This is a genomic window from Bacillus sp. FSL H8-0492, assembly GCF_038006145.1.
Classification (GTDB): Bacteria; Bacillota; Bacilli; order Bacillales; family Bacillaceae_G; genus Bacillus_A; species Bacillus_A mycoides.
Genome location: NZ_JBBOUP010000001.1, coordinates 659,636 through 682,850, shown reverse-complemented (window position 1 = coordinate 682,850; position 23,215 = coordinate 659,636). Strand labels below are relative to the sequence as shown.

Annotated in this window: 20 protein-coding genes and 5 pseudogenes; 16 read left to right on the top strand and 9 right to left on the bottom strand. The window is 33.6% G+C overall.

Going from position 1 to position 23,215, the window contains the following annotated elements; translation table 11 throughout:
- The first annotated feature begins 145 nt into the window (after positions 1-145).
- The 6 genes from glpT (at position 146) to opp4A (ending at position 7,396) form a co-directional block, all read left to right on the top strand.
- Positions 146-1,495 carry a glycerol-3-phosphate transporter gene (gene glpT, locus MHH66_RS03445; protein WP_002090935.1) on the top strand — a complete coding sequence of 450 codons (1,350 nt, stop codon included), beginning with the start codon at positions 146-148 and terminating at the stop codon, positions 1,493-1,495.
- Between the two features lie 274 nt (positions 1,496-1,769).
- Positions 1,770-2,789: an ABC transporter ATP-binding protein gene (locus MHH66_RS03440; RefSeq protein WP_078185078.1), complete on the top strand. Its 1,020-nt coding sequence runs from the start codon at positions 1,770-1,772 to the stop codon at positions 2,787-2,789.
- Positions 2,776-3,702, top strand: coding sequence for an ABC transporter ATP-binding protein (locus MHH66_RS03435; RefSeq protein WP_002090938.1), 927 nt, complete (start codon positions 2,776-2,778; stop codon positions 3,700-3,702). Before MHH66_RS03440 ends, MHH66_RS03435 begins: the two co-directional genes overlap by 14 nt.
- Before the next feature lie 14 nt (positions 3,703-3,716).
- Positions 3,717-4,685: an oligopeptide ABC transporter permease gene (opp4B, locus tag MHH66_RS03430; RefSeq protein ID WP_012260312.1), complete on the top strand. Its 969-nt coding sequence runs from the start codon at positions 3,717-3,719 to the stop codon at positions 4,683-4,685.
- Between the two features lie 17 nt (positions 4,686-4,702).
- Positions 4,703-5,608, top strand: coding sequence for an ABC transporter permease (locus MHH66_RS03425; RefSeq protein WP_002140379.1), 906 nt, complete (start codon positions 4,703-4,705; stop codon positions 5,606-5,608).
- Positions 5,609-5,620: 12 nt separating this feature from the next.
- Positions 5,621-7,396: an oligopeptide ABC transporter substrate-binding protein gene (gene opp4A / locus MHH66_RS03420; protein WP_078185079.1), complete on the top strand. Its 1,776-nt coding sequence runs from the start codon at positions 5,621-5,623 to the stop codon at positions 7,394-7,396.
- A 100-nt stretch (positions 7,397-7,496) separates the two neighbouring features.
- Here the strand turns inward: opp4A and MHH66_RS03415 are convergent, their stop codons facing one another.
- The 4 genes from MHH66_RS03415 to MHH66_RS03400 all read right to left on the bottom strand — a co-directional run bounded on the left by MHH66_RS03415 (position 7,497) and on the right by MHH66_RS03400 (position 11,227).
- Positions 7,497-7,622 (bottom strand): DUF4027 family protein, encoded by a 126-nt coding sequence (locus MHH66_RS03415; RefSeq protein WP_000453509.1) that lies wholly within the window; start codon positions 7,620-7,622, stop codon positions 7,497-7,499.
- Between the two features lie 261 nt (positions 7,623-7,883).
- Entirely contained in the window at positions 7,884-8,306 is a 423-nt protein-coding gene (locus MHH66_RS03410) for a universal stress protein (RefSeq protein ID WP_002140377.1), read from the bottom strand.
- A 65-nt stretch (positions 8,307-8,371) separates the two neighbouring features.
- On the bottom strand, positions 8,372-9,823 hold the full coding sequence (locus tag MHH66_RS03405; RefSeq protein WP_078185083.1) for a SulP family inorganic anion transporter: 1,452 nt from the start codon (positions 9,821-9,823) through the stop codon (positions 8,372-8,374).
- A 156-nt stretch (positions 9,824-9,979) separates the two neighbouring features.
- Entirely contained in the window at positions 9,980-11,227 is a 1,248-nt protein-coding gene (locus MHH66_RS03400) for a cell wall-binding repeat-containing protein (RefSeq protein ID WP_078185080.1), read from the bottom strand.
- A gap of 174 nt (positions 11,228-11,401) precedes the next feature.
- Between MHH66_RS03400 and MHH66_RS03395 the strand changes: the two genes are divergently transcribed.
- The gene (locus MHH66_RS03395; protein ID WP_078185081.1) at positions 11,402-12,079 is read left to right on the top strand and encodes a response regulator transcription factor; all 678 of its coding nucleotides are present in this window, start codon (positions 11,402-11,404) and stop codon (positions 12,077-12,079) included.
- A gap of 11 nt (positions 12,080-12,090) precedes the next feature.
- Positions 12,091-13,461 (top strand): sensor histidine kinase, encoded by a 1,371-nt coding sequence (locus MHH66_RS03390; protein ID WP_078185082.1) that lies wholly within the window; start codon positions 12,091-12,093, stop codon positions 13,459-13,461.
- Between the two features lie 38 nt (positions 13,462-13,499).
- On the opposite strand, the gene MHH66_RS03385 is transcribed toward MHH66_RS03390, so the two are convergent.
- Complete coding sequence (locus MHH66_RS03385) at positions 13,500-14,024, bottom strand: dihydrofolate reductase family protein (RefSeq protein WP_002010525.1); 525 nt, start codon at positions 14,022-14,024, stop codon at positions 13,500-13,502.
- A 65-nt stretch (positions 14,025-14,089) separates the two neighbouring features.
- On the opposite strand from MHH66_RS03385, the pseudogene MHH66_RS03380 reads away from it, so the two are divergent.
- From MHH66_RS03380 to MHH66_RS03345, 8 genes and pseudogenes are all read left to right on the top strand, one after another.
- A pseudogene (locus tag MHH66_RS03380) lies at positions 14,090-14,552 on the top strand (helix-turn-helix transcriptional regulator); the annotation flags it as partial.
- A gap of 664 nt (positions 14,553-15,216) precedes the next feature.
- Positions 15,217-15,514: pseudogene (locus MHH66_RS03375) on the top strand (DDE-type integrase/transposase/recombinase); the annotation flags it as partial.
- Between the two features lie 207 nt (positions 15,515-15,721).
- Positions 15,722-16,045: a circular bacteriocin, circularin A/uberolysin family gene (locus MHH66_RS03370; protein ID WP_001016783.1), complete on the top strand. Its 324-nt coding sequence runs from the start codon at positions 15,722-15,724 to the stop codon at positions 16,043-16,045.
- Between the two features lie 674 nt (positions 16,046-16,719).
- The gene (locus tag MHH66_RS03365) at positions 16,720-17,817 is read left to right on the top strand and encodes a hypothetical protein (RefSeq protein ID WP_340866683.1); all 1,098 of its coding nucleotides are present in this window, start codon (positions 16,720-16,722) and stop codon (positions 17,815-17,817) included.
- A 4-nt stretch (positions 17,818-17,821) separates the two neighbouring features.
- Positions 17,822-18,328 (top strand): stage II sporulation protein M, encoded by a 507-nt coding sequence (locus MHH66_RS03360; protein WP_078185241.1) that lies wholly within the window; start codon positions 17,822-17,824, stop codon positions 18,326-18,328.
- A gap of 568 nt (positions 18,329-18,896) precedes the next feature.
- Complete coding sequence (locus MHH66_RS03355) at positions 18,897-19,535, top strand: ATP-binding cassette domain-containing protein (RefSeq protein WP_078185239.1); 639 nt, start codon at positions 18,897-18,899, stop codon at positions 19,533-19,535.
- A gap of 14 nt (positions 19,536-19,549) precedes the next feature.
- A complete protein-coding gene (locus MHH66_RS03350; RefSeq protein ID WP_002083768.1) occupies positions 19,550-19,720 on the top strand; it encodes a hypothetical protein in 171 nt (56 codons plus the stop codon).
- Positions 19,721-19,822: 102 nt separating this feature from the next.
- Positions 19,823-20,431 (top strand): annotated as a pseudogene (locus tag MHH66_RS03345) (DDE-type integrase/transposase/recombinase); the annotation flags it as partial.
- A 28-nt stretch (positions 20,432-20,459) separates the two neighbouring features.
- Here the strand turns inward: MHH66_RS03345 and MHH66_RS03340 are convergent.
- From MHH66_RS03340 to MHH66_RS03325, 4 genes and pseudogenes are all read right to left on the bottom strand, one after another.
- Complete coding sequence (locus tag MHH66_RS03340) at positions 20,460-21,896, bottom strand: DUF4367 domain-containing protein (RefSeq protein ID WP_078185238.1); 1,437 nt, start codon at positions 21,894-21,896, stop codon at positions 20,460-20,462.
- Complete coding sequence (locus tag MHH66_RS03335) at positions 21,862-22,419, bottom strand: RNA polymerase sigma factor (protein WP_078185237.1); 558 nt, start codon at positions 22,417-22,419, stop codon at positions 21,862-21,864. The genes MHH66_RS03340 and MHH66_RS03335 overlap by 35 nt, the downstream gene beginning before the upstream one ends.
- Before the next feature lie 179 nt (positions 22,420-22,598).
- Positions 22,599-22,784: pseudogene (locus MHH66_RS03330) on the bottom strand (HIT family protein); the annotation flags it as partial.
- Between the two features lie 154 nt (positions 22,785-22,938).
- A pseudogene (locus MHH66_RS03325) lies at positions 22,939-23,187 on the bottom strand (HIT family protein); the annotation flags it as partial.
- Between the last annotated feature and the right edge of the window lie 28 nt (positions 23,188-23,215).

Below are 23,215 nucleotides of genomic sequence, written 5' to 3'. Positions count from 1 at the left end.
CGTCGAAGTTAATATTGACAGTCACGGAGAATCGGAGTATATGGCTATGAATCATAAAAAAGGGAACTTTTTTATATTTCATAGCCTTTTTGTATTCTCTCTGTCTTAAAACGCTTCCAATTAATTAGGGGAGGATTTTCATTTTATGTTTTTCACACAATTATTTAAACCTGCGCCCCACGCAGAACGCTTACCAGCTGATCGCACTGATAGCGAATACCGCAAATTGCGTTTGCAAGTATTCTTAGGCATCTTCATCGGTTATGCGGGTTACTACTTTGTTCGAAAAAACTTTTCACTCGCAATGCCATACTTAATCGAACAAGGCTTTAGTAAAGGGGAACTTGGGGTTATCCTTTCAGCAGTATCTATCGCTTACGGATTAAGTAAATTTCTTATGGGTATCGTATCCGATCGTTGTAATCCTCGCTACTTTTTAGCAGCTGGGCTATTTTTATCCGGTATCATTAATATTATTTTCGGCTCATTTTCTTTCATTACAACGAGCATTATACTTATGTTTGTACTTCAGTTTTTAAATGGATGGGTACAAGGTATGGGATGGCCTCCTTGTGGTCGTACGATGGTTCACTGGTTCTCCGTTAGTGAACGTGGTACAAAAATGTCTATTTGGAACGTCGCTCATAATGTCGGCGGCGCGCTTATGCCTTCTCTCGTTACATTAGGCTTATATTTCTTTGCAAATGACTGGAAAAGTATATTTTACTTCCCAGGTATTCTTTCAATTTTAGTGGGGATTTATGTATTAATTACGATGAGAGATACACCTCAATCTTGCGGATTACCTTCTATTGAAGAACATACTGGGGAATATCCATCAGATGAAAAAGTAGCGGACCGTGAACGCGAACTTTCGGTAAAGGAAATTTTATTTACATACATATTAAACAATAAGTTTTTATGGTACATCGCTATCGCTAACGTCTTTGTTTATTTCGTTCGTTACGGCGTTGTAGACTGGGCTCCTACTTATTTAGTAGAAGAAAAAAGCTTTACTCACAGTAGCTCACGTACAGCTTATGCTCTATACGAATGGGCTGGTATTCCAGGTACACTTCTTTGCGGATGGATGAGTGATAAACTATTTAAAGGGCGCCGCGCACCTGCTGGCATTCTATTTATGGTCGGTGTATTCATTGCCGTTCTTGTTTACTGGCTAAATCCTGCTGGGCATCCAATCATTGATAGTATCGCACTTGTTTCCATTGGATTTTTAATTTACGGACCTGTTATGTTAATTGGCCTACACGCTCTTGACTTAGCACCAAAGAAAGCTGCTGGAACTGCCGCTGGGTTAACCGGGTTCTTCGGTTACCTAGGGGGAGCTACTTTTGCTAGCGCAGCTATGGGCTTTATTGTAGATGGATTCGGATGGGACGGCGGATTCATTTTGCTCCTTGCTTCTTGTGTGCTTGCAATGTTCTTCCTTGCTCTTACTTTAAATACAGGATCTACAAAACAAAAACAAGCTTAAACAATAATATTATACTTACAAAAAAAAGAGAGACAGTTCTTTCCAGAACACCTCTCTTTTTTCTACATATACTACTTTTTTATTACAAATAATTTATCAATCCACCCCATAATTGTGAGCGTTTTAAAAGGGTTTTTATCCTTATATTACTGCATCTCATCTCTATATAAAAAGATTTTTGAATATTTACTCTTGTCAAACATTGTCACTTTATATTAAAATAACAACAACATACTAAATATTTAGTCTTTTCAGAAAAGATGGAGGGATAACCATGAAGAATCCACTTCTTCGCATTGAAAACTTACAGACTTCCTTTCGCATACAAGATCAATATCATGCAGCAGTTGATAACGTTTCGTTAACTGTCCATGAAAATGAAATTGTCGCGATAGTTGGTGAATCCGGTTGCGGAAAAAGTGCACTTGCCCTTTCCATTATGCGACTGCATAATGAAGCAAATACAAAATTACAAGGGCAACTTAACTATAGAGATAAGGATTTACTTACTATGTCGACCGCAGAGATGAATAAAGTACGCGGATCAAACATCGGTATGATTTTCCAGGAACCTCTTACAGCACTCGATCCTCTTATGACAGTTGGAAAACAAATCGAAGAAAACTTAGACTACCACACAAACCTTTCGAAAGCAGAAAAGAAAGAACGCACCTTAGAACTACTCCATCAAGTTGGTATTCCAAAACCAGAACTTACATATAAACAATACCCTCACGAATTATCTGGCGGAATGAGACAAAGAATTGTTATCGCGATTGCGATTGCTTGTAACCCAGCACTCATTATTGCGGATGAGCCAACAACGGCTCTTGACGTAACCATCCAAGCACAAATTTTAGACTTACTAAAATCTATTCAAGAACAAACGAAAATGGGCATCATTTTAATTACACATGATTTAAGCGTTGTTGCCGAAACAGCTGATCGTATTGTCGTTATGTATGCAGGACAAGTTGTAGAAACAGGAACAGTAGAAGAGATTTTTAATAACCCGCTTCACCCATATACTCGTTCTCTATTAAACTCAATTCCATCTGCGTATGCGGAAAAAGAAAAATTGCATGTAATTCAAGGCGTGGTTCCTTCGTTAGCGCAGCTTCCTCGCACTGGATGTCGATTCCAAGCCCGAATCCCTTGGGTTAGACCAGATCAACATGAGGAAAATCCTGTTTTACATGAAGTAAAACCAGACCATTGGGTACGTTGTACTTGCTACAAGCACTTCAACTTCCAACATAAGAAAGGAGATGACGTAACTCATGGCACTGCTTAAAGTAGAAGATTTAAAAGTACACTTTCCAATTAAGGGTGGTTTCTTCGGACGTACATTAGATTACGTACGAGCAGTTGATGGCGTAAGTTTTGAATTGCAGCCTGGTGAAACATATGGAATCGTTGGTGAATCAGGTAGCGGCAAATCAACAACTGGTAAAGCAATTATGCACTTAACGAAAGCTACAGGCGGTAACATTCATTTTAATAATAGAGATTTAACGAAATTAAGTCGCTCTGAGTTAAGAGAACAACGAAAAGATATCCAAATGATTTTCCAAGATCCGTATTCATCATTGAATCCCAAGAAACGTGTTATCGATATTATTGCCGAACCACTTCGGAATTTTGAAAAGCTCTCACCCGATGAAGAGCGTCGAGCAGTTCAAGAATACCTTGATAAAGTTGGGTTAAATCCAGAGTCTATTTATAAATACCCACATGAATTTTCCGGTGGACAGAGACAGCGAATTGGTATTGCACGCGCTCTTACATTAAAACCAAAACTTATTATCGCGGATGAACCAGTATCTGCACTTGACGTGTCGGTACAAGCGCAAGTTTTAAACTTCTTACAAGATTTACAATCTGAACTTGGATTAACGTACCTATTCATAAGTCACGATTTAGGCGTAATTCGTCATATGTGTGATCGCATCGGTGTAATGTATCGCGGGCGCATTGTCGAAGAAGCAACTAGTGCAGAAATTTATAATAATCCACAGCACATCTATACGAAACGCCTAATATCAGCTATTCCTGATATTCGTCCAGAAAACCGCGAACAACAACGTAAATTACGTCAACAAGTAAGTTCTGAGTACGAAAAATCATACGAAAAGTATTTCAATGAAAACGGTCGTGCTTACGATTTAAAACCAATCTCGCCAACTCACCGGGTGGCATTACCTTAAGGGAGTGATAAAACATGTGGAAATTTATATTACGGAGATTTTTAGTGATGATCCCGCAATTATTCGTGTTAAGTATACTAGTCTTTCTACTAGCTAAAGCAATGCCAGGCGATGCCTTAACCGGTAGAGCAATGAATAACCCAAAAGCAGATCCAAAAGTCATTGAAGAACAACGTGAAAAGCTAGGATTAAATGACCCGGTTACAACACAATATGTACGCTGGATTAAAAATGCCGTCCAAGGTGACTTCGGTATTTCCTATGCACATAAAATGAAAGTAACCGACTTAATTGGTGAACGACTTGGAAACACAGTATCTTTAGCACTTGTTATTCTTATTCTTACTTACTTAATTGCCATTCCACTGGGAGTTATAAGTGGGCGTTGGAATGACACCTGGGCTGATCGACTCATTACCATTTACAACTATCTAGGTTTTGCTACACCGCTATTTATATTTGCACTAATTATGCTCTTCCTTTTCGGATTTAAGTTTGCTCTGTTTCCGACTGGCGGTAGCGTAGATCCTCAAGTTGCAACAGGTACATTTGCTTACTATTTAAGCAAATTCAATCACATGCTATTACCAGCTTTATCCGGCGCATTAATTGCGACAGTTGGTACTGTTCAATATTTACGAAGCGAAATTATCGATACGAAACATAAAGATTTTGTACGTACAGTAAGAGCAAAGGGTGTTCCAGAATCAAAAGTCTATTCTAGACATATTTTACGAAATTCATTCTTACCAATTGCAGCCTTCTTAGGTTATGAAATTACAGGATTAGTTGGTGGTGCCATCTTCTTGGAAAGTATCTTTAGTTATCCAGGGATTGGACAACTATTTATACAATCTATCTCTCAACGCGATTTTAGTGTAATAACTGCACTCGTTATGTTTACTGGATTTGCAACGCTACTTGGAACTCTCCTTTCAGATATTATTCTAAGCATCGTTGATCCACGTATTCGTATTGATTAAAGAAAGGAGGGTTTTTAATGTTAGCAAACCCTAAAAAACAAACTGAAGTTATTCATTACGAAAAAAGTCCTTCTGGTTTCTCTATTATGTGGCGAGAACTTCGCAAAGATAAATTAGCAATGTTTTCACTTTTTTTCCTAGCAATCTTATTACTAGCGGTATACGCAGCATCTTTTATTATGAAACAAGAAGATATTGTACGAGTTGATTTATTCGCCATTTATGCCCCTCCCTCTGCTGAACATTGGTTAGGAACAGATTACGGAGGACGCGATATTTTCGGCCAACTTATTATTGGTACACGTAACTCATTTACAATTGGACTAGCTATTACTATTCTTTCTTGTTTGATTGGTCTTTCAATTGGATTAATTGCCGGTTATTTTGGAGGAACTATTGATAATATCATTATGCGCGTTATCGATTTTGTCATGGTTTTACCATTTTTAATGCTTGTAATTGTTTTTATTACACTTGTTCCTACATTCAACATTTTTACTTTCATTTTAATTATGACCGTTTTCTTATGGACAGGAAAGGCAAGATTAATTCGCTCAAAAGTATTAACTGAAAAAGAACTCGATTATGTCTCTGCATCAAAAACATTAGGAACACCAAACTGGAAAATCATTCTTTTTCAAGTACTACCTAACTTAAGCTCAATTATCATTGTCAGTGTTACATTAAATCTTGCTGGAAACATCGGCATTGAATCTGGTCTAACTTTCTTAGGGTTCGGTCTACCAGAAAGTACACCAAGCCTTGGTACACTTGTTAGTTATGCTAGAAACCCAGATGTATTACAAGAGAAATGGTGGATTTGGTTACCCGCATCAATCATGATTTTAACATTGATGCTGTGTATAAATTTTATTGGCCAAGCGCTACGCCGCTCGGCTGATGCAAGACAGAGAAAAGGATAAGGGGTGGAGAAGATGACGAATAAACCAAATTTTTTCAAAGTATTAAGTACACTTGCAGTTTCAACATTACTACTTTCAGCATGTGGGGGCAGTGGGGGTAGTGAAAAAACTAGCAGCACAAAAAAAGTAGATACAAATAAATTTAGTACAACTGTTAAAAATGACAAAAAAGAAATTAAAGATGGTTCATTAACATATGGTCTTGTTTCTAACACACCATTTGAAGGCCTTTTAAACTTCGCTGTATATGAGGGAGATCCTGATAATCAAGTCCTTACAATTTTCGATGAATCTTTATTATCAAATGATAAAAACTGGGAATACACTAATGATGGAGCTGCTACATATGAACTTTCTGAAGATAAAAAGACAATTACACTAAAAATTAAAGATAATGTAAAATGGCATGATGGGAACCCTGTTACTGCTGAAGATTTAGAATATTCTTACCTGATGATCGGTAGCAAACTATATGCTGGTTCTCGCTATGACTCTCAAATGCAAATGATTGAAGGTATGGAAGATTACCATAATGGAAAATCCGAAAAAATTTCAGGTATAAAGGTAACGGATCCAAAAACAATTTCTATTACATTTAAAGAACCAAACCCTTCAGTGAAAACAGGACTTTGGACATACCCTCTCCATAAGAAATACTTAGGAGATGTACCAATCGATAAATTAGCAGAATCTGATAAAATCCGTAAAAATCCAATTGGCTTTGGGCCTTTTAAAGTGAAGAAAATTACGCCAGGGGAATCCGTTGAATTTGAACGTTTTGATGACTATTATGGTGGAAAGCCAAAACTGAAAAGCATGGTTTTAAAAGTTGTCAATCCTTCCGTTGTTAACGCATCCTTAAAAAACGGCGATATTGACATTGCTGAAGTAAGTGCAGATCAATATCCAAATGTAAGTCAATTAAAAAATGCACAATTACTCGGCAAAACCGATTTATACTATAGTTATATCGGCTTTAAATTAGGGCATATGGATAAAGAAAAAGAAGAAGTAGTCATGGATAAAGATAAATTTAAAGATGTTCGTGTACGTCAAGCAATGGCGTATGCTATTGATCGAAAAGAAATTGGTGAAAAATTATATCATGGCCTACGTTATCCGGCTAACTCACCAATCCCACCATCTCTACCAAAATATCACAACAATAAAGTTGGTTCTTATGATAAAGATGTAGAGAAAGCTAAAAAGTTATTAGATGAAGCTGGCTATAAAGATACGAACGGAGATGGATTCCGTGAAGATCCGAATGGTAAAGAATTTAAAGCTAATTTCTTATCAATGAGTGGTAGCGATGTAAGTGAACCACTCGCAAAATTCTTTATTCAATCTTGGAAAGACATCGGCCTAAAAGTAGAGCTTCTTGATGGTCGCTTACATGAATTTAACTCATTCTACGATATGATTAAAAAGGATGATCCAAAAGTTGATATTTTCTCTGGAGCTTGGGGAACTGCATCTGACCCAGACCCTTCTGGTATTTGGGCTAAAAATGCATCGTTCAATTACACGCGTTGGTCTAATGACAAAAATAATGAATTATTAAAACAGGGTATTTCTCCAGCGGCTGCTGATGAAAAGTATCGTAAAGACGTCTATGATAAATGGCAAAAATTAATTCATGATGAAGTACCATTAATTCCACTTCATTATAAATTCGATTTAAAAGGTGTAAACAACCGCGTAAAAGACTATAAATATACACCAGAAGATCAATATAAATGGGGTAACGTTAGCGTAACAAGCGATAAAGCAGAAACAGAGAAATAAGAAAATAGCTCCTAGCACTAAGATACATGCTAGGAGCTATTTTTTATTTATAATACTTCTCTTGCTATTAATAACAACCAATTCCTTCCCTACTCTAAAATTAAAAGATTTGATGAACCATTTTTATTAAAATAGCTAACGTAACAGATGCAGCAAATCCGCCTAAACAAATTAAGCTTACCCCTTGACTATATGATAAATTTTGCAATGATTTCATTACTTCCATCCTCCCTATCTCCCCTTTGATACTCTTATTTTACCAATGGGAAAAATTTCATAACATCGATTTTTCTGACAACAAACTTACAAATTTGTAAGTTAACGATTTCCCTTTAAACTTATATCTAGTATTTCCATAATCTCCCCCCTCTATACATCAAAAAAGACCTCGAATTATATCAAGGTCCTGCTTACACTACATAATATCTCACTCAACTTATTTTATCCCGCTATTCGCCGGGCAGTAAGACCCCCACTGATTAAAGCTTCACTTTATAATCATCACCGGGCATTTCACACGCTTTGCTATTTTATGACTTACACTACCAAGCACCATCTCTTGCAGTGTATTTAGCCCTCTACTCCCAGCAATAATAAGATCTATATCTCCTGTATTTACATATTGAACAATCGTATCTCCTGGATCGCCATGTAGAATCGTAATTTTGTAGGAAATGTTCTCTTTCTTTAATAAACCCTCAATCTCTTTTAATTTATCTTTTCGACTAGCTGATATTGTTTCTAAATCCGTTTGTCCTTGTATAATATCTGACTTTGCCGTTCTATTATCTACTACGTACACAACTTCAACATGTGTTTCTTCGCTAAATTTCGCAATATATGTTGCATGCTCGGCTGCTCGAAGTGCATGTTCAGAACCATCGCATGCTAATAAAATTTGTTTGTACATATGCTGAATCCCCTTTTCGTTATCCTACCCGTATTATATAATAAAGCCCCCTAAAAAGGAGGCTTCTAACTAGCAATTCTCTTATTATAAGTAGCTAAATTCGCAACGAGCCTCGAGCTACGTTCATTTAACCCTGTGATCCTTACTTTCACACCGTTCTGTTCATATTTCATGATAACTTTATCAATTGCCGCTACTGCTGAATCATCCCATACGTGTGCGTTAGTAAAGTTCATCTCAATTTCTTTCACATTTTCATTGTATGAAAAAGCATTTATATACTCTGCCGTAGATGCGAAGAATAGTTGGCCGTGAATTTCGTATATTTTCTTATTTTCAATATACAAATGTTTCACGTGAATCTTTGCCATATTGAATGCAAATAAAACTGCACTAATTATCGTTCCGATAATTACACCTAATCCTAAATTATGTGTAATTAGGACAATCACAACTGTTACGATCATAACAAATGCGTTTCCTTTTGGTACTTTATGAATCGTCGCTACAGAGTTCCAATCAAACGTCCCAATCGAAACCATAATCATAACTGCAACTAAAGCTGCCATCGGAATATGAACAACGTAATCACCTAAAACAAATAGCAATACGATTAAAAAACCACCGGCTACAAACGTCGATAATCTCCCGCGACCACCTGATTTAATGTTAATAACAGATTGTCCAATCATTGCACATCCTGCCATTCCTCCGAAGAAACCAGCAACAACGTTCGCAATCCCTTGTCCACGTGCCTCTTTATGCTTATTACTTTCCGTATGTGTCATATCGTCTAAAACCGACGCCGTTAATAATGACTCTAGTAAACCTATAACCGCTAGCATAACTGAATACGGTAAAATAATTGCTAATGTCTCAAGTGTAAATGGAACATCAGGAATACTAAAGAATGGTAATTCTTTCGGTAAGCTTCCCATATCCCCTACTGTTTTTAACTGTAATCCGCTCATAAGTGCAATGCTTGTCACAATAATAATTGAAATAAGTGTAGACGGAACAGCCGTCGTAATACGTGGAAATAAATATATAATTGCAAGTCCTAATGCGACAAGTGCATACATTTGCCAAGTTGCATTTTTAAAATGCGGCAATTGCGCTGTAAAAACTAAAATTCCAAGTGAATTTAAAAAACCACTCATAACGGATTTAGGAACAAACTTCATAAATGAGCTCAGCTTGAACACTCCAAAAATAATTTGAACAATACCTGTTACTATTGTCACAGCAAATAAATATTGCAAACCGTGATCCTTCACAAGAGTGACCATTAATAATGCCATCGCACCCGTTGCCGCCGAGATCATCCCTGGTCTTCCGCCGACAAACGAAATTGTAACCGCAATACAAAAGGCCGCGTACAATCCAACCGTCGGATCTACACCTGCAATAACAGAAAAAGCTATCGCTTCAGGAATTAATGCTAAAGCAACGACAATTCCTGATAGTACGTCCCCTCTCATATTTGAGAACCATTCATTTTTTATAGTTTGAAACAAAGTAACACTCCTCCACTCTTTTATCATTTGATTTTCTCCATAAGAAAATCAAGGCCGACTGCACGAAGGCTATTATATAACGAGCAAAGGATGTTGTGCTATGTAAAAGTTTCCTAAAGAAAAGACGCTACCTTAGCAGCGTCTTTTCTCATTTCATTAATGGCCACCGTGACCTTGACCACTTTCCTGAACAATTTCTAACCTCTCATCCAATATACCTTGTGTTTCAAATGAAATATCACTACTACTTCCTAATAGGAAACCATGGTTATACGGTCCAAGTGTTGGATCATCTTTAAACTTCGGCTGAATAGTAGCAAGGAAGTCATAAACTGGTTGTGAAGCTTTTCCTTCCTCAAGCAAAACAACAGGGGCATGTTTACCCATATGTGAAAAGGGTGCTCCCGCAATTGCTAAGTCTAGTGTTTTGCTTGAAACAAATGACAAACCGTGCCCTGGTTTTGTGAATCCCCAGCCAAATTTCGTTTTTTCATCTTTAAATTTCGCAAATGCAACCGAATTTTCTGTTGGAGTCTCCCCACTAATACGCGTTACTTTCCCGTATTTACTTAACTCTTTTTCTACTTCTTTCGAAACGATTTTTTCTGGTCCTAACACATATATATTCGCTTTATCTTTTCTCGTCTTTAATGCCTCTATTGTCGCTTCTGGCACCTTATCTTTTTCTACATATAAAAGTGGTTCTGGCATATGAGAAATCCAATTTACAGCTGGTGTTGTATATAAACGTCCTTCTTCTTCAGACGAACCGATAATAACGCTATTTGGATAATTTCCTGTTATATCGGCATATTCTTTATCAACATCTTTAGCAAATTTAGCTGGGTCCGTTTCTTTTATTTGCTTTACTTTATATTCTTTTAATTGCTCTAGGCTAGCTGCCCCTACATCCCCCATCACCATAATTTGCGTTCCATCTTTCGTTCCGAGCGGATTTAATCGTTTTATTTCTTTTAACGTCATTTCGGGTACCTTTTCTTTTTCTATAAATAAAATCGGTCCGTTATTCGGATGATGAATAAGATCCGCACTTGCAATACCTAATTGCCACTCGTTCACTGGCACTAAAATAATAGCGCCTGGCTGATTCTCTTTATGCGTTGCTGGCCATATCGTTTGCGAAGTTAATACTGCCATTTGCAGAGGATCATTTGTATTTAATCTCGTTACATTTTTTAAACTTGTCGTTAATAAATCATTCGATGCACCTTGATTCATTTCTTTCGGCGCAGTTACCTCCTGATTCATTTCCACCTCCTTTTGCTCTGTTTTCGTCTCTTCTGTAGATTCATGATTTTTATGATCTGTGTTCGTTTGTCCGCATGCCGCAAGACCGACTGCTGCAATTATTGTTATCCCAAAAATTCGGGTCATCTTTTTCACTATATCGCCTCCGTATTATTCGTTTTCGAGCCAATATTATTACCTAAAATGGAATTTCAACTTTACAATAACAAGCAATTCTGAAGAAATTATGCAGATGCATTATAATCTGCACCATTTCTTCATGATTTTGACTTACAATTTAAGTAATAACTACAAATGCGGAGGTACTCTATGATCGATATACTACTCGTAGATGATGAACCGAGAATGCTTGAATTATTAACGCTTTATCTTACTCCAATCGGATATAACTGCGTATGTGCAGTATCCGGAGAAGAAGCTATTTCACATATAGAAAATCGAAACTTCAAATTTATTTTACTCGATATTATGATGCCAAAGATGGATGGGTGGGAAACGTGCAAAAGAATTCGATCATTTAGTAACGTTCCTATCATTATGGTAACTGCTCGTGATCAAACGGTAGATGTCGTTCAAGGATTAAAACTTGGAGCAGATGATTACGTGACGAAACCATTCCACGAAGAGGAGCTCTTCGCAAGAATTGAAGCTGTTTTACGCCGAACCAATCAACATGCACAAATCCAATATCACGGCATTTTATGGGATGAGGCCAAGCATTTCATTTCTGTCCATAATGAAGAACTTCTTCTCACTCCAATCGAATTCTCTTTACTCGGATTATTTTTACGTCATGTGAACTACGTATTAAGCCGTGATCAGCTCATTGAACGAATTTGGGGATTAAATACAAATACAGAAGATAGAACAGTCGATTCACATATTCGTAATTTGCGTGATAAATTACGAAAAGTAAATTTCCCTATTGATCACCATTTAAAAACTGTTTACGGAGTAGGATATCGATGGATTGATACCCTATATTAAGGAGCAAAACGATGAAGCGAATTTCTATTCAACTCGGATTTTATTTTCTAATTGTTACACTTTTAATCGAAAGTGTTCTATTTGTCTTGCTCTATTATAGCCTTGTAAACAATAGAGTAAATGAAGAAATGACAGCTTTATTAAAGCGCGGAAATAGTCACCGAGATGTCCTTGAAAAATATTTTGACAGGCAAACAATTTCCCATGTTGCTTTAATGGAATCCGAAGCTGAAACAACTGTTATTATTACAAATGCAAATAAGGAAATACTAGCTAAATCCAATGAAATAAATACTACTATAAAAAAACATATTGAAGGAATGCAAACACGAACAGATCATGATGGAGCAATTATAGAGAATCATTGGAAAACATCTAATTATATATGTACAGTGAGTCCCATTGTAGTAGATGGCAACATAGAAGGCTATGTATATATGTTTCTCGGGACGGAATCAATCGAAGAAATGGTTAACGGGCTCACACGGCAATTCATTATCGCTGGAGTCATTACTTTCCTATTAACAGCCATCACCATTTTTCTATTATCACGTTTGTTAACAAAACCATTGTTACACATGAAACAAGCGACTGAAAAAATGAGTAAGGGCGATTTATCCGTTTCATTAACAACTACTCGAAATGACGAAATTGGTGAACTAGCACAATCTATCCAAACTCTCGCAAATGATTTACATTACATGAAAACAGAGCGAAGTGAATTTCTAGCAAGTGTTGCTCACGAATTACGAACACCATTAACGTACGTAAGAGGTTATGCTGACATTGCATTAAAAGAAAACACACCCCCAGAGCAACGTTTACGATACTTATCCATTATAAAAGACGAGTCTGATTATATTACAAACTTAGTTCAAGATTTATTTTCACTCGCTCAAATGGAAAAGCATAACTTTTTCATTCAAGTACAGGAAGTGCATTTACACACCTTCCTTACTCGCATCACTGAAAAAATAAATGTGATGTACGGAGAAAAACAAATTAAAGTTGTTTTCACATGTCCTTCCTCACTCTTAGTAAAGCTAGATGAGCAACGCTTTGAACAAGTTATGGCTAACATTTTAAATAACGCGTATAGACATTCAAAAGAACATTCTCATATTAATATTTCTGTTACAGAAGAACATAAACATATTTCCATCAAAATTAAGGACAAGGGAGAAGGTATTCCGCCTGAAGACCTCCCTCACATTTTCGATCGCTTTTACCGTGTTGATAAAGCGCGCTCTAGAGCTACAGGAGGCACTGGTTTAGGGCTCTCCATCGTAAAAGAAATCGTAGAACTACACGGCGGGAATATTACTGTCACAAGTGAAATTGATCACGGATCTTGCTTTACAATTTCATTGCCATCTATATAGAAACACGACTATCATCAATAGTCGTGTTTTCTTATCCTTTAGGACTTTACTTTATAATATAAATTTACGAATTGCCCAAAACGTTTCGTATCCGTTAAAGTTAAATGAATTTCCGGGTTCTTTTCTTTAAATAACGGAACTCCAGAACCTAATATGTGAGGTGTAATCGTAACAACATATTCATCAATTAAATTATTCTTAAAAAATCCTCTCAGTAGACTCCCTCCACCGACCATCCATATTTTAGATCCTTCCTGCTCTTTCAACCTTTTTGTAAACTCTAATACATCTTCATTTACAAACTCTACATGTTCGTTTGAACCTTTTTCTGAATTAGAAAAAACATAACATTTTTTATCTAGGTACGGGAATGTTTCCGTATGTTCTACCACATAATCGTACGTTCTCTTTCCCATAATTATCGTATCAATTGTTTCGTACATTTCTGTATAACCGTTGTCTCCCTCACCTTCTGTTTCCATTAACCACTCTAAATCATCATCTTCTTTCGCGATAAATCCATCTAAGCTCGCTGCAATAAATAAAACAATTTCACGTGACATATCTTTTCCTCCTTACAGCTTCTATTGATAAAATCATCTTATAAGCACTATACTAACCATAAAACATGACAACTTATGTCATGTTAAAAAAAGAAAAAGGTGATATCCTTGTCAAAAGCAAAACGTTTACTAGACATTCTTATATTTGCTTCTACGAAAAAAACATTTACAGCTCAAGAAATAGCTGATGAATTTAATATTTCCGTTCGTACGGTCCATAGATATATTTTAGATTTAAGTGATATGGGATTACCCATTTACGCTGAACAAGGTCGTAATGGAGGATATAAAGTATTAACAAGCAGCATGCTTCCCCCCATTTTATTTACCGAAGAAGAAGCCGTATCCATCTTTTTTGCATTTCAATCTTTAAGTTACTATCGAGACTTACCTTTTAATACAGAAATCAATTCCGTTACGCATAAACTGTATAGCTCTCTACAGCATGATGCAAAAGCAAAAGTTGATAAAATACGCTCTTATATTGCTTTTTGGAATCCGAAGAGAACAATTGATGCACCACTTTTAACTACTTTAGATATAAAATCAAGTGCTTCTTTGGCTAAGTTTAAAATTTCCAACTTGTTCTACCGCTTAATGAGAAGACGCAGATTGTACATTATCTGTTTCAGCCGCATAAACACTATTAGCAGTAATCCCCCCGTTCCTTCTAACAACCCTCCAACTACTACATAGGAATCGATTTTTTCTTTGAATTTTTAAAATTCATGATAATAGCTCCATTCGCTTATAGTTTTATACTAAGTTACCAGTATACCACTGGTAACTTAGTATTAGTTTTCGAATATAAATATAAGCCAGCATCTAAAGCATAGATACATCCCTCATATCCAAATATAGACCACATCTAGACCCCTTAATTAATACATTTTCCCCATAAACTCTATAGTAGGCTTAGCAAATGGATTAGGCGCTTTTAAATATGCTGCTGAAATAATAAGAGGATAACTTTTAATATCATATCTCATACGACTCTACTCCTTACAAAAAACAGTATTAAACCAGCTAGTATTGATACTATTCATTATAAAACTCTTGCCAGTCTAAAATTTTAATTGTTTCATGATCGAGAACCACTTGGATTTCTTTTCTTACTGTATCTGACATAGAAATATTGCTAATACAATTTCAAATCCCAAAGGGTATTCCATAAGTTTGAGCTGCAGATGGAATAGATAAAAACCTTGCCTATCCTATAGTAATTCAAAGTTTAAAAGAAGAGAAACATATGCCTGAGGGCATATAACTAAGGCAAGTTAGATACCTTAATAATATAGTGGAACAAAATCATGTTTTTATAAAAACATGTGTGCTCTAGGTTGGAAGTCAAATCATTTAAGACGGTATCTTCTATATTGAGTAGGTTGGAAGTCATGCATATGATACAAAAAGGACAAATTGATTTGCAGAGCCTGTCTGTCCAAAATCAGAAAGAGTTCGTCCATCGAGCGTGTGGACTTATAGCATAAAATACGACTCCTTTCGGAATCTATTATCATCTATGTTCTTTTTCATATATTTGCACCAGAATCTTAAATTATATTAAATTCTAATTATTAATATAATTCAAAAGAGTGTTGACAATCGATTGTTTTAATATTAAACTAATTAAGTGATAAATGGTAATTTTATCATTTTTTAACATATAACGTATTAATCGGAAGGAGGTGTAAAATATGAATCATTCTGTGAAATTGAAAGCAGCTAACTTAGGTTTTTTACTTGCTTTAGGCATCGTTTTATTAAGTACATATGCTTTCCTATTAGGTATGTTACCTGAAATGAACTTAGTAAAAGAGTTTAATATACCTACATCTGTAGCATCTGCGGCTTTAGGTTATTTAGATGTTATCTCTAATGCTGTAGCACTTGCAGGTGCTATTGCTGCTCTTGGTACTGGAGGAGCTTCTCTTATTGCTGCTGCAGGAGCTCAAGGTGTTAAAGTATTCTTAAAAACTATGTGGCGAGAAAAAGGTAGAAAAGCTACAATTGCTTACTAAAAAATAAAAAAGAGGTTACATTTTATATGTAACCTCTTTTTTATAACTGGGGGATAATATTTTATATGAACATTCCGAAACTTTTGTATCTTCATATAAAAGTTAGATATAGAAATCAATATTCAAGTATATTAAAAAGAATAATAGGCCAAAAAAAACTACCATTTAGCCTTATTTTCATAGCCGATTTTTTATTTAAAATAGTATCAGGTATTATAACATTTATACCACTATATTTTTATTTCCCTAATATATATATATATAATTCAATAACAATCATATTCTTCATAACTATATTTTCTTTTTTTATTCAAGGGATATTTGAATATAAACAAACTATAAAATTGAAATCAGATATTTTATTATATGCTCCACTTTCTTTAAATACAGCATATTCCATCAATATGCTTGAACTGTATATTTGGAGTTTATTTCAAAGTACTAGTTTGTTCAGTATATATTTTTTATTACTTTTATGCTATTACGACTTTGTTACAACTATTGTAATTTTACTTAATACGATTCTTATTAGTAGTTTTATATTTATTCTATCGAATAAATTGTTTAGTCATTATTATGTCAATAAAATCAAAAAGCCTATTGGATTAATAAGATTTTTGTTTTACTTTATTTTTCTACTGTTATCTTTTTGGATTGGATATAAACTAGTAAATTTGTTAAAAGAACCTTTAACTTTAATTAAAAATAAAGTAGTTAATATGACGTTTTTTCAGGATGAAAATTATTCCGACGAAGTTATCTCTCAACTAATCAAAAGTATAATAGAACCTGTTAAACAAATAAGTGTATCTATATTAAATATTGGTAATTCAATTATAGAAAATATAATTATTAAACCTTATATATTTATAATAATATTAATTACCATAATAATATTATTAAAGGTCGTTCGAAGTATTGGTTTAGAAGCACCTTTAAATAATTCTACAGTCAAAAAAGATTTTTTACATGCTTATTCCAAAATTCTTATTTATATTAATAATATGATGTTCAAGAATAATTTATTGGAAGCGGAAATTATAGAATTATCAAGAAAAAGAGATATAGTTTCGCCAAACTTTTTTTCTATGTCTATATTGACATATGAATCTTCATTTTATCTTGGAGTGTTTTCCAATCTATTAATACATACAAAATCAGAAGAAATACAAAATTTACTATTCATAGGTATTATTATACTAATATTAATAAATCATACTTTTGAATTGAGAGAAGAATTCCCTCATTTATTTTTAATAGGATCAGATAAAAATAAATTATTAATGTACAAACTTTCAGGAAATACGACATATGAATTATATAGTACAAAATTAAAATTAATGTTAATAATTTTATTTATACCTTCAATAATTGTTGGAATTTTTATTTTTATAATGATTTTTAATAATATTTTATTCTTATATGGGTTAGTAATTTTAGCACTTACATTTGCATTGGCTCCTAAGATACAAATGATGGCAACAACGTTTGTAATTAAAACCGATTATACTCATTTTGGAGATGTTGGACAAACGGAAGAAGAAAAAATCATACGTAAAATTCAAGCTTTTCCTAGAATGATAATGGTAGTACCGTTATTATACTTTTTATATTCTTTAATCTTCATTCCATGGAGTAGTAATCTTATTTTATTATTTTACTTTGTATATTTAACAATATATATATTAGGTAGCTTATTTTTCTTCAAATATTCTAATAAAATGGCCAGAAAAAATCTATTGAAGTTTGATAAAGAATTTTTAAGGTTGTGATGATGTGAAAGTTAAATTTAAAATTCCATGGATAAAATTGCTTTTAATACAATTTTGCATATTTATATTGGGATTTCTCTATGGAATAATAGCAGGTAAAAATAATCTTATAAATGAATTTAATCCTATCAATTTAGATGCTTTAAAAATAATGAAAAACAATTTCATGGTAATAATATTAATATTAACTTCAGGATTATTAACTTTTGGAACTCTATCAACAATAATTATATTTATAAATGGAATTATTGTTGGAGAAACTATAATAGCTGTATATCAAAAATCTGGTGTAGGTCCCCTGTTTACCGGGCTATTACCACATCTTATTCCTGAATTAAGTGCAATTTTACTTAGTGCTTCTATAACGTTATTACCTGCATATTTTTTACTGAAAACTAAAACTATTAAACTAAAATCCTTTTATATAGAAACCTGTATTCTTCTAATGAGTATTGTACTATTATTAATTTTTGCAGGTTTAGTTGAAGGTAATTTTAGTTATTTTTATTAATTTGGAGGGTACGGCATGTTAGAATTAATTATAAAACCTATCAATTTTTTTAATGAACCAACTAAAAAAAAAATTCTGTTAGTTAATATTTTTTGGATGCTAATCTTTAATTCTTTTTTAACATCTTCTCTTTGTATAATTAGTAATTGGTACGGATTTAACAAATGGTTGAGTACGTTTATTATTATTTTTATTATTATTTGTCCATTTATATTTATTACTTCTTTTATCATCAGTACTTTTTGGTCGTTAATTACTTTATTTGTGCATAAAACAGATTTATCAATTAAGAAGATGTATTTTGTAACATTATCATCAATAAGTATAATGCTATTTTTACAATCAATTCTTTTTATAGCTATACTCACATTATTTAAAGGTGATACTGTAAACACTTTAATTATCGTATGTACGTCGCTTATTTTTTCTTTTATTTCGTTAAGAATTGTTTATTACGGATTTATTTATTATGTCAAGCTATCGAAAAAATTCACAACAATATTCGTTACAATTTTATACCTTGGTTTATTTAGTCTTAACTTAATTTCTTTATTAAAGTGAGGATAATATGGAGCTTTATAAATTTAAAATACCTAAAATTCAATTTGAAAATAAAATTATTATTAACGAGACTGAACTGATTATACAGGATAAGAATGCGTATTGTTTAATAGGAGAAAATGGAGTTGGGAAAACCACATTACTAAACTATTTAACAATGTCCGAGAGTATATCAATTCAAAAAGATAAAAAAAACATTACAAATAAACAATTTAAAAATCATTTTGCTTATATACCAAGCAGCCCACCATTATTTGAGTTAATGACAGGGGAAGAAAACATTCATTATATTGCTTCGTTATGGGATATTAATGAAAAAGATAGATACTATGCAAAAGTAAAAAAACTTTGCAAGGATCTTAAAATATTTGATTCATTAAATCAAACGATTAATACTTATTCATTGGGAATGAAATATAAACTTTTTTTTATTTGTATGTATTCAAGAGAAATAGATTTAATAATTTTAGATGAACCATTTACTGCTCTAGATTCTAATTCACAAGAATATGTAATCACACTTTTAAAAGAATTTATTCAAGAGAAAAAAAGTATAATATTTACTACACATATAAATGAACTTAGAAAAAAATTAAATACTTATACATATGAATTGCGCAATAATTCATTAACATTGTATGAATAAAAGGAGTTTTTATTTTGAACAAACAAATGATATTTGCAATAATTTCTTTAGTCACAGCAATTATTTTATATTTAACAAACTTTTTTGATCAAACTACATTTAAAATATTATTTGCTATTTGTATTGGATTATTTATTCATTTTACAGCCAATAGTATTATCAAAAAAAGTGAAAATAAGAAATGATATTTAATTTATATTTGTTATAAGAGGTATGTATAAGAGGTTCTTGTGCAAAAACTTCATGATGATTGCACGTAATCTCTTAAACTTGGACGTACTGATAGTGAAACCTTTATTAAAGTAATAGCGCAATGTATGTATTTATATACTGCAGTGGATTCAGAAGATAATACCATTGATTTTTATCTAAGTACATCTAGACATAAACAAGCCACCAAGCGCTTTTTCAAGAAAACCTTGGTTTTTCACTACATTTCTCAATTTCGTGTGATAACAGTAGACAAGAACCCTACCTATCCTATAGCGATTCAAGAGTTAAAAGTAGAGCAACATATGCCTGAAGGCATACAACTAAGGCAAATTAGATACCTTAATACGGAAGAAAATGAAGATACATTCATAAATTTAGAAGAATGGTTTTCCTCTAACTCTGACGTAATAAACATTCCTACCCAGTTACATGTCTCATTAACAGCAGAAGGCGTGCGCCAATGTAAAAGCATTCCTTATCTCGAAGAATTCGTGGTAATAAACGAAGACGGGACAGGATATATACATTCAACAATTGATAGCGGTGAAATTAACTTTATTACCCCTTTATTTTATAGACTTGGAAAAGATGCACGAGTTTTAGAGCCGAAAGAATTAATAGATGGTTTACGTATACGTGCGAAAGAAGTTTTACATATGTATGAAGACGAAAAAAGCTGCTAAATATAAGCAGCTTTTTGTTTATTTGTTCCTATTGTTTTGACTGTTGACGAATATCAATCCACCAACGATATGACGCATTCATATTTTCAGTACTTCCATTCCCTCTGTAATGGAAAGCATCCAAAAAGATTGAATCTAGTTTATCTTCATCTACAAAATAACCTAAGTTAACTTTTACCGTTTGTCCTGGTCGGATACTGCCAATATTATAGAAGCTTTTTCCATCTCCGTGAGGTTCTAAATAATCAACTTCACCCGTCATAATACGCGTTGCTTCCATTCCCTCTTCTTTAGCGTATTTCCATGCATTCCCTTCAAATTTAAGCTGCTTTATGGATGGATGCATATAGATTTCTTCTGTCGCCTGTTTACCAATATTTCTCACTGTTGTTGTCAAGTAGACAAATTTAACATTAACTAATTGCGAATCTACTAATGTATCAATTGAATCTTTACCATTCCCTAATTTATATACATCCCGTCTGTACGATAGCAGTTTTCCCGTCTGATCTAAAGCCTTCTTCTTGCTTAATATCCCTAGGCCAAGTTCATTAAAGTTCTCTTGTTTAAAATCTTTAATCGAATCAAAAACTTCAACTTTTTCTATCACATATTCAATTTGGCTGTTATCCATAGATATCGTTACTGGAACCTTTTGACCTATATGAAATAGTCGTTTGCTATCTTTTTTCAAAGGAATCACTTTAGGTTTTTTAGGTTCATCTGCTTGGCTAAAATACTTTTTATCATAATTTGATATATGTGATGCCTTTTCTTTTGACGTGGGCTCAAGTGAAATATTCCCTAAGACATCCATCATTTGTTCTTCATTTATATCTGATCCAATAAAACTTTCTAACATAATCCCTTCTTTCTCAAAAAAGAGAAAGACCTTCCTATCAAACATTACATTGTTGTTTCCAGTTTCTTTATGAACAATTACTGCTTTCTTGCCACCTATCTCTTTTTCTTCGTAGCTTTTTGAATATAAAGTTTGAAAGTCCGCATTTTCCCCTACTCTCCAAAGACTAAATGAAAAGCCTCCATTTGCGTCGTTATCTTTAAATGAATATTTCATAGCAGAGTCATCGATTGCTTCCATATTTTCTGGTAATTTATCGACTTTCAACTTATACCACTTATCAATCTTTTTCGAGTCCTTATTTGTTACTGAAACATTTACTTCGTAATTTTGTTTTTGAACAATCATATTATAGACTTTTACTGCACCAAAAACGGTTGTCGGCATACCAATCAATAAGCAAGCAGCAGCGATTAACATACGATGTTTTTTACGCTTTTTCTGCGGTTGTCCATCTTTCAGCTTCATTTCCTCCATAAACAATTTCTTTTTGCGCGTATATGTATGTGAAAATTCATGTTGTTCATCCAGTTTATCAAAATCATCTAAAGCAATTTTTTCAGCAAGGTCATACATTTCTTTGGAGTTCTTTGAATTCGTCATTTGGTATACCTCCTATAATACTTTGTACTCGTTTTCGAGCGCGCTCAAATTGCTTGCGGACATTAGCCTCGGTTATCCCCATTACACTTGAAATTTCTTGATACGTTAAGTTATAGAAGACTTTGTACTTAAACACTTGTCTGTTAGATTCATTTAGCTCTTTTAGCAATGTATCAATCTGAACCTCAGACATTATACGTTTTTCCCACTCTTCAATATTTTCATCTACTACCTCTGTTGATTCTCGTTGATATTCTTCTAAAAATGTTTCATGTCGTTTATTTTTCCGGTAGCTATCAATCGCTTTGTTTTTCGCAATCCTCAAAGTATACCGTTTAAGCTCTTGAGTGTTCAAACTATGGAGCTTTTCCAAATTCTTATAAAGTGTAATAAACGTCTCTTGAACCGCATCTTCAGCTTGCTGAATATTATTTAAAATAGAATAAGCTACATAATAAATTTTTTGCTCATACAACTCGTATAGCTCTTCCATCTTTTCGTAATCTTTGTTTGTAACTTTCATATAATTCCTCCTCTCATTCTATATAACGAATGAGCGATATACTTTGTGACACTGCAGAATTCTTTAATAAATAAAATTAAAGAATAGAATAAAGAAAAGCCCAATTTCTCTATTTTAACTGAGAAATTGGGCTTTTTAATATTAGAATTTTCCTGACTGTCCCCTTAAGAAAACCCCTCTTACGCCTTTTCGCTATGTATTATTTTCTCTATTGCTTCTTTTAATAAATTCTTTGTCTCTTCAAGGTTATGATTCTGCTGTTCTCCTGGCTGCACCGTATAAAACTCAGCAAACGAACGCTCTTTATATCTCGGCACAACATGCATGTGATAATGAGTTAACTCGTTAAAGATTCCACCATTTTGATAAAGTGAAACTTTAATCAGTGGGGGTTTTGTTCATCCCCCACTGATTATTAGTTGAACCAATCGGGCTTTTACGGGCAGTTGGATTCCCAACTAACTTCTTTGTTTTCACTGAATTTTGAGGTAGGGGATCTTACTGCCCCGTTAATGCGGGGCAAATTGTAATTCCGTCTGGTTTATATAATAACTTAATAGCCTTTGAAATAAGCTTAGAAGCATCCATAATCGCTTTTGCTATACAATCATCTAATTCGTCCACTTCTACAACATGCTGCTTTGGAACGATTAAAGTATGCCCTGTATAGAAAGGCGCATGATCTAAAAAACAAGTTACATAATCATCTTCATACACTTTATATATAATTTCTTCTTCATTTGCTAATTTACAACCTAAACATTCCATCATACTTCCCCCTCTGCCAAAAACATAA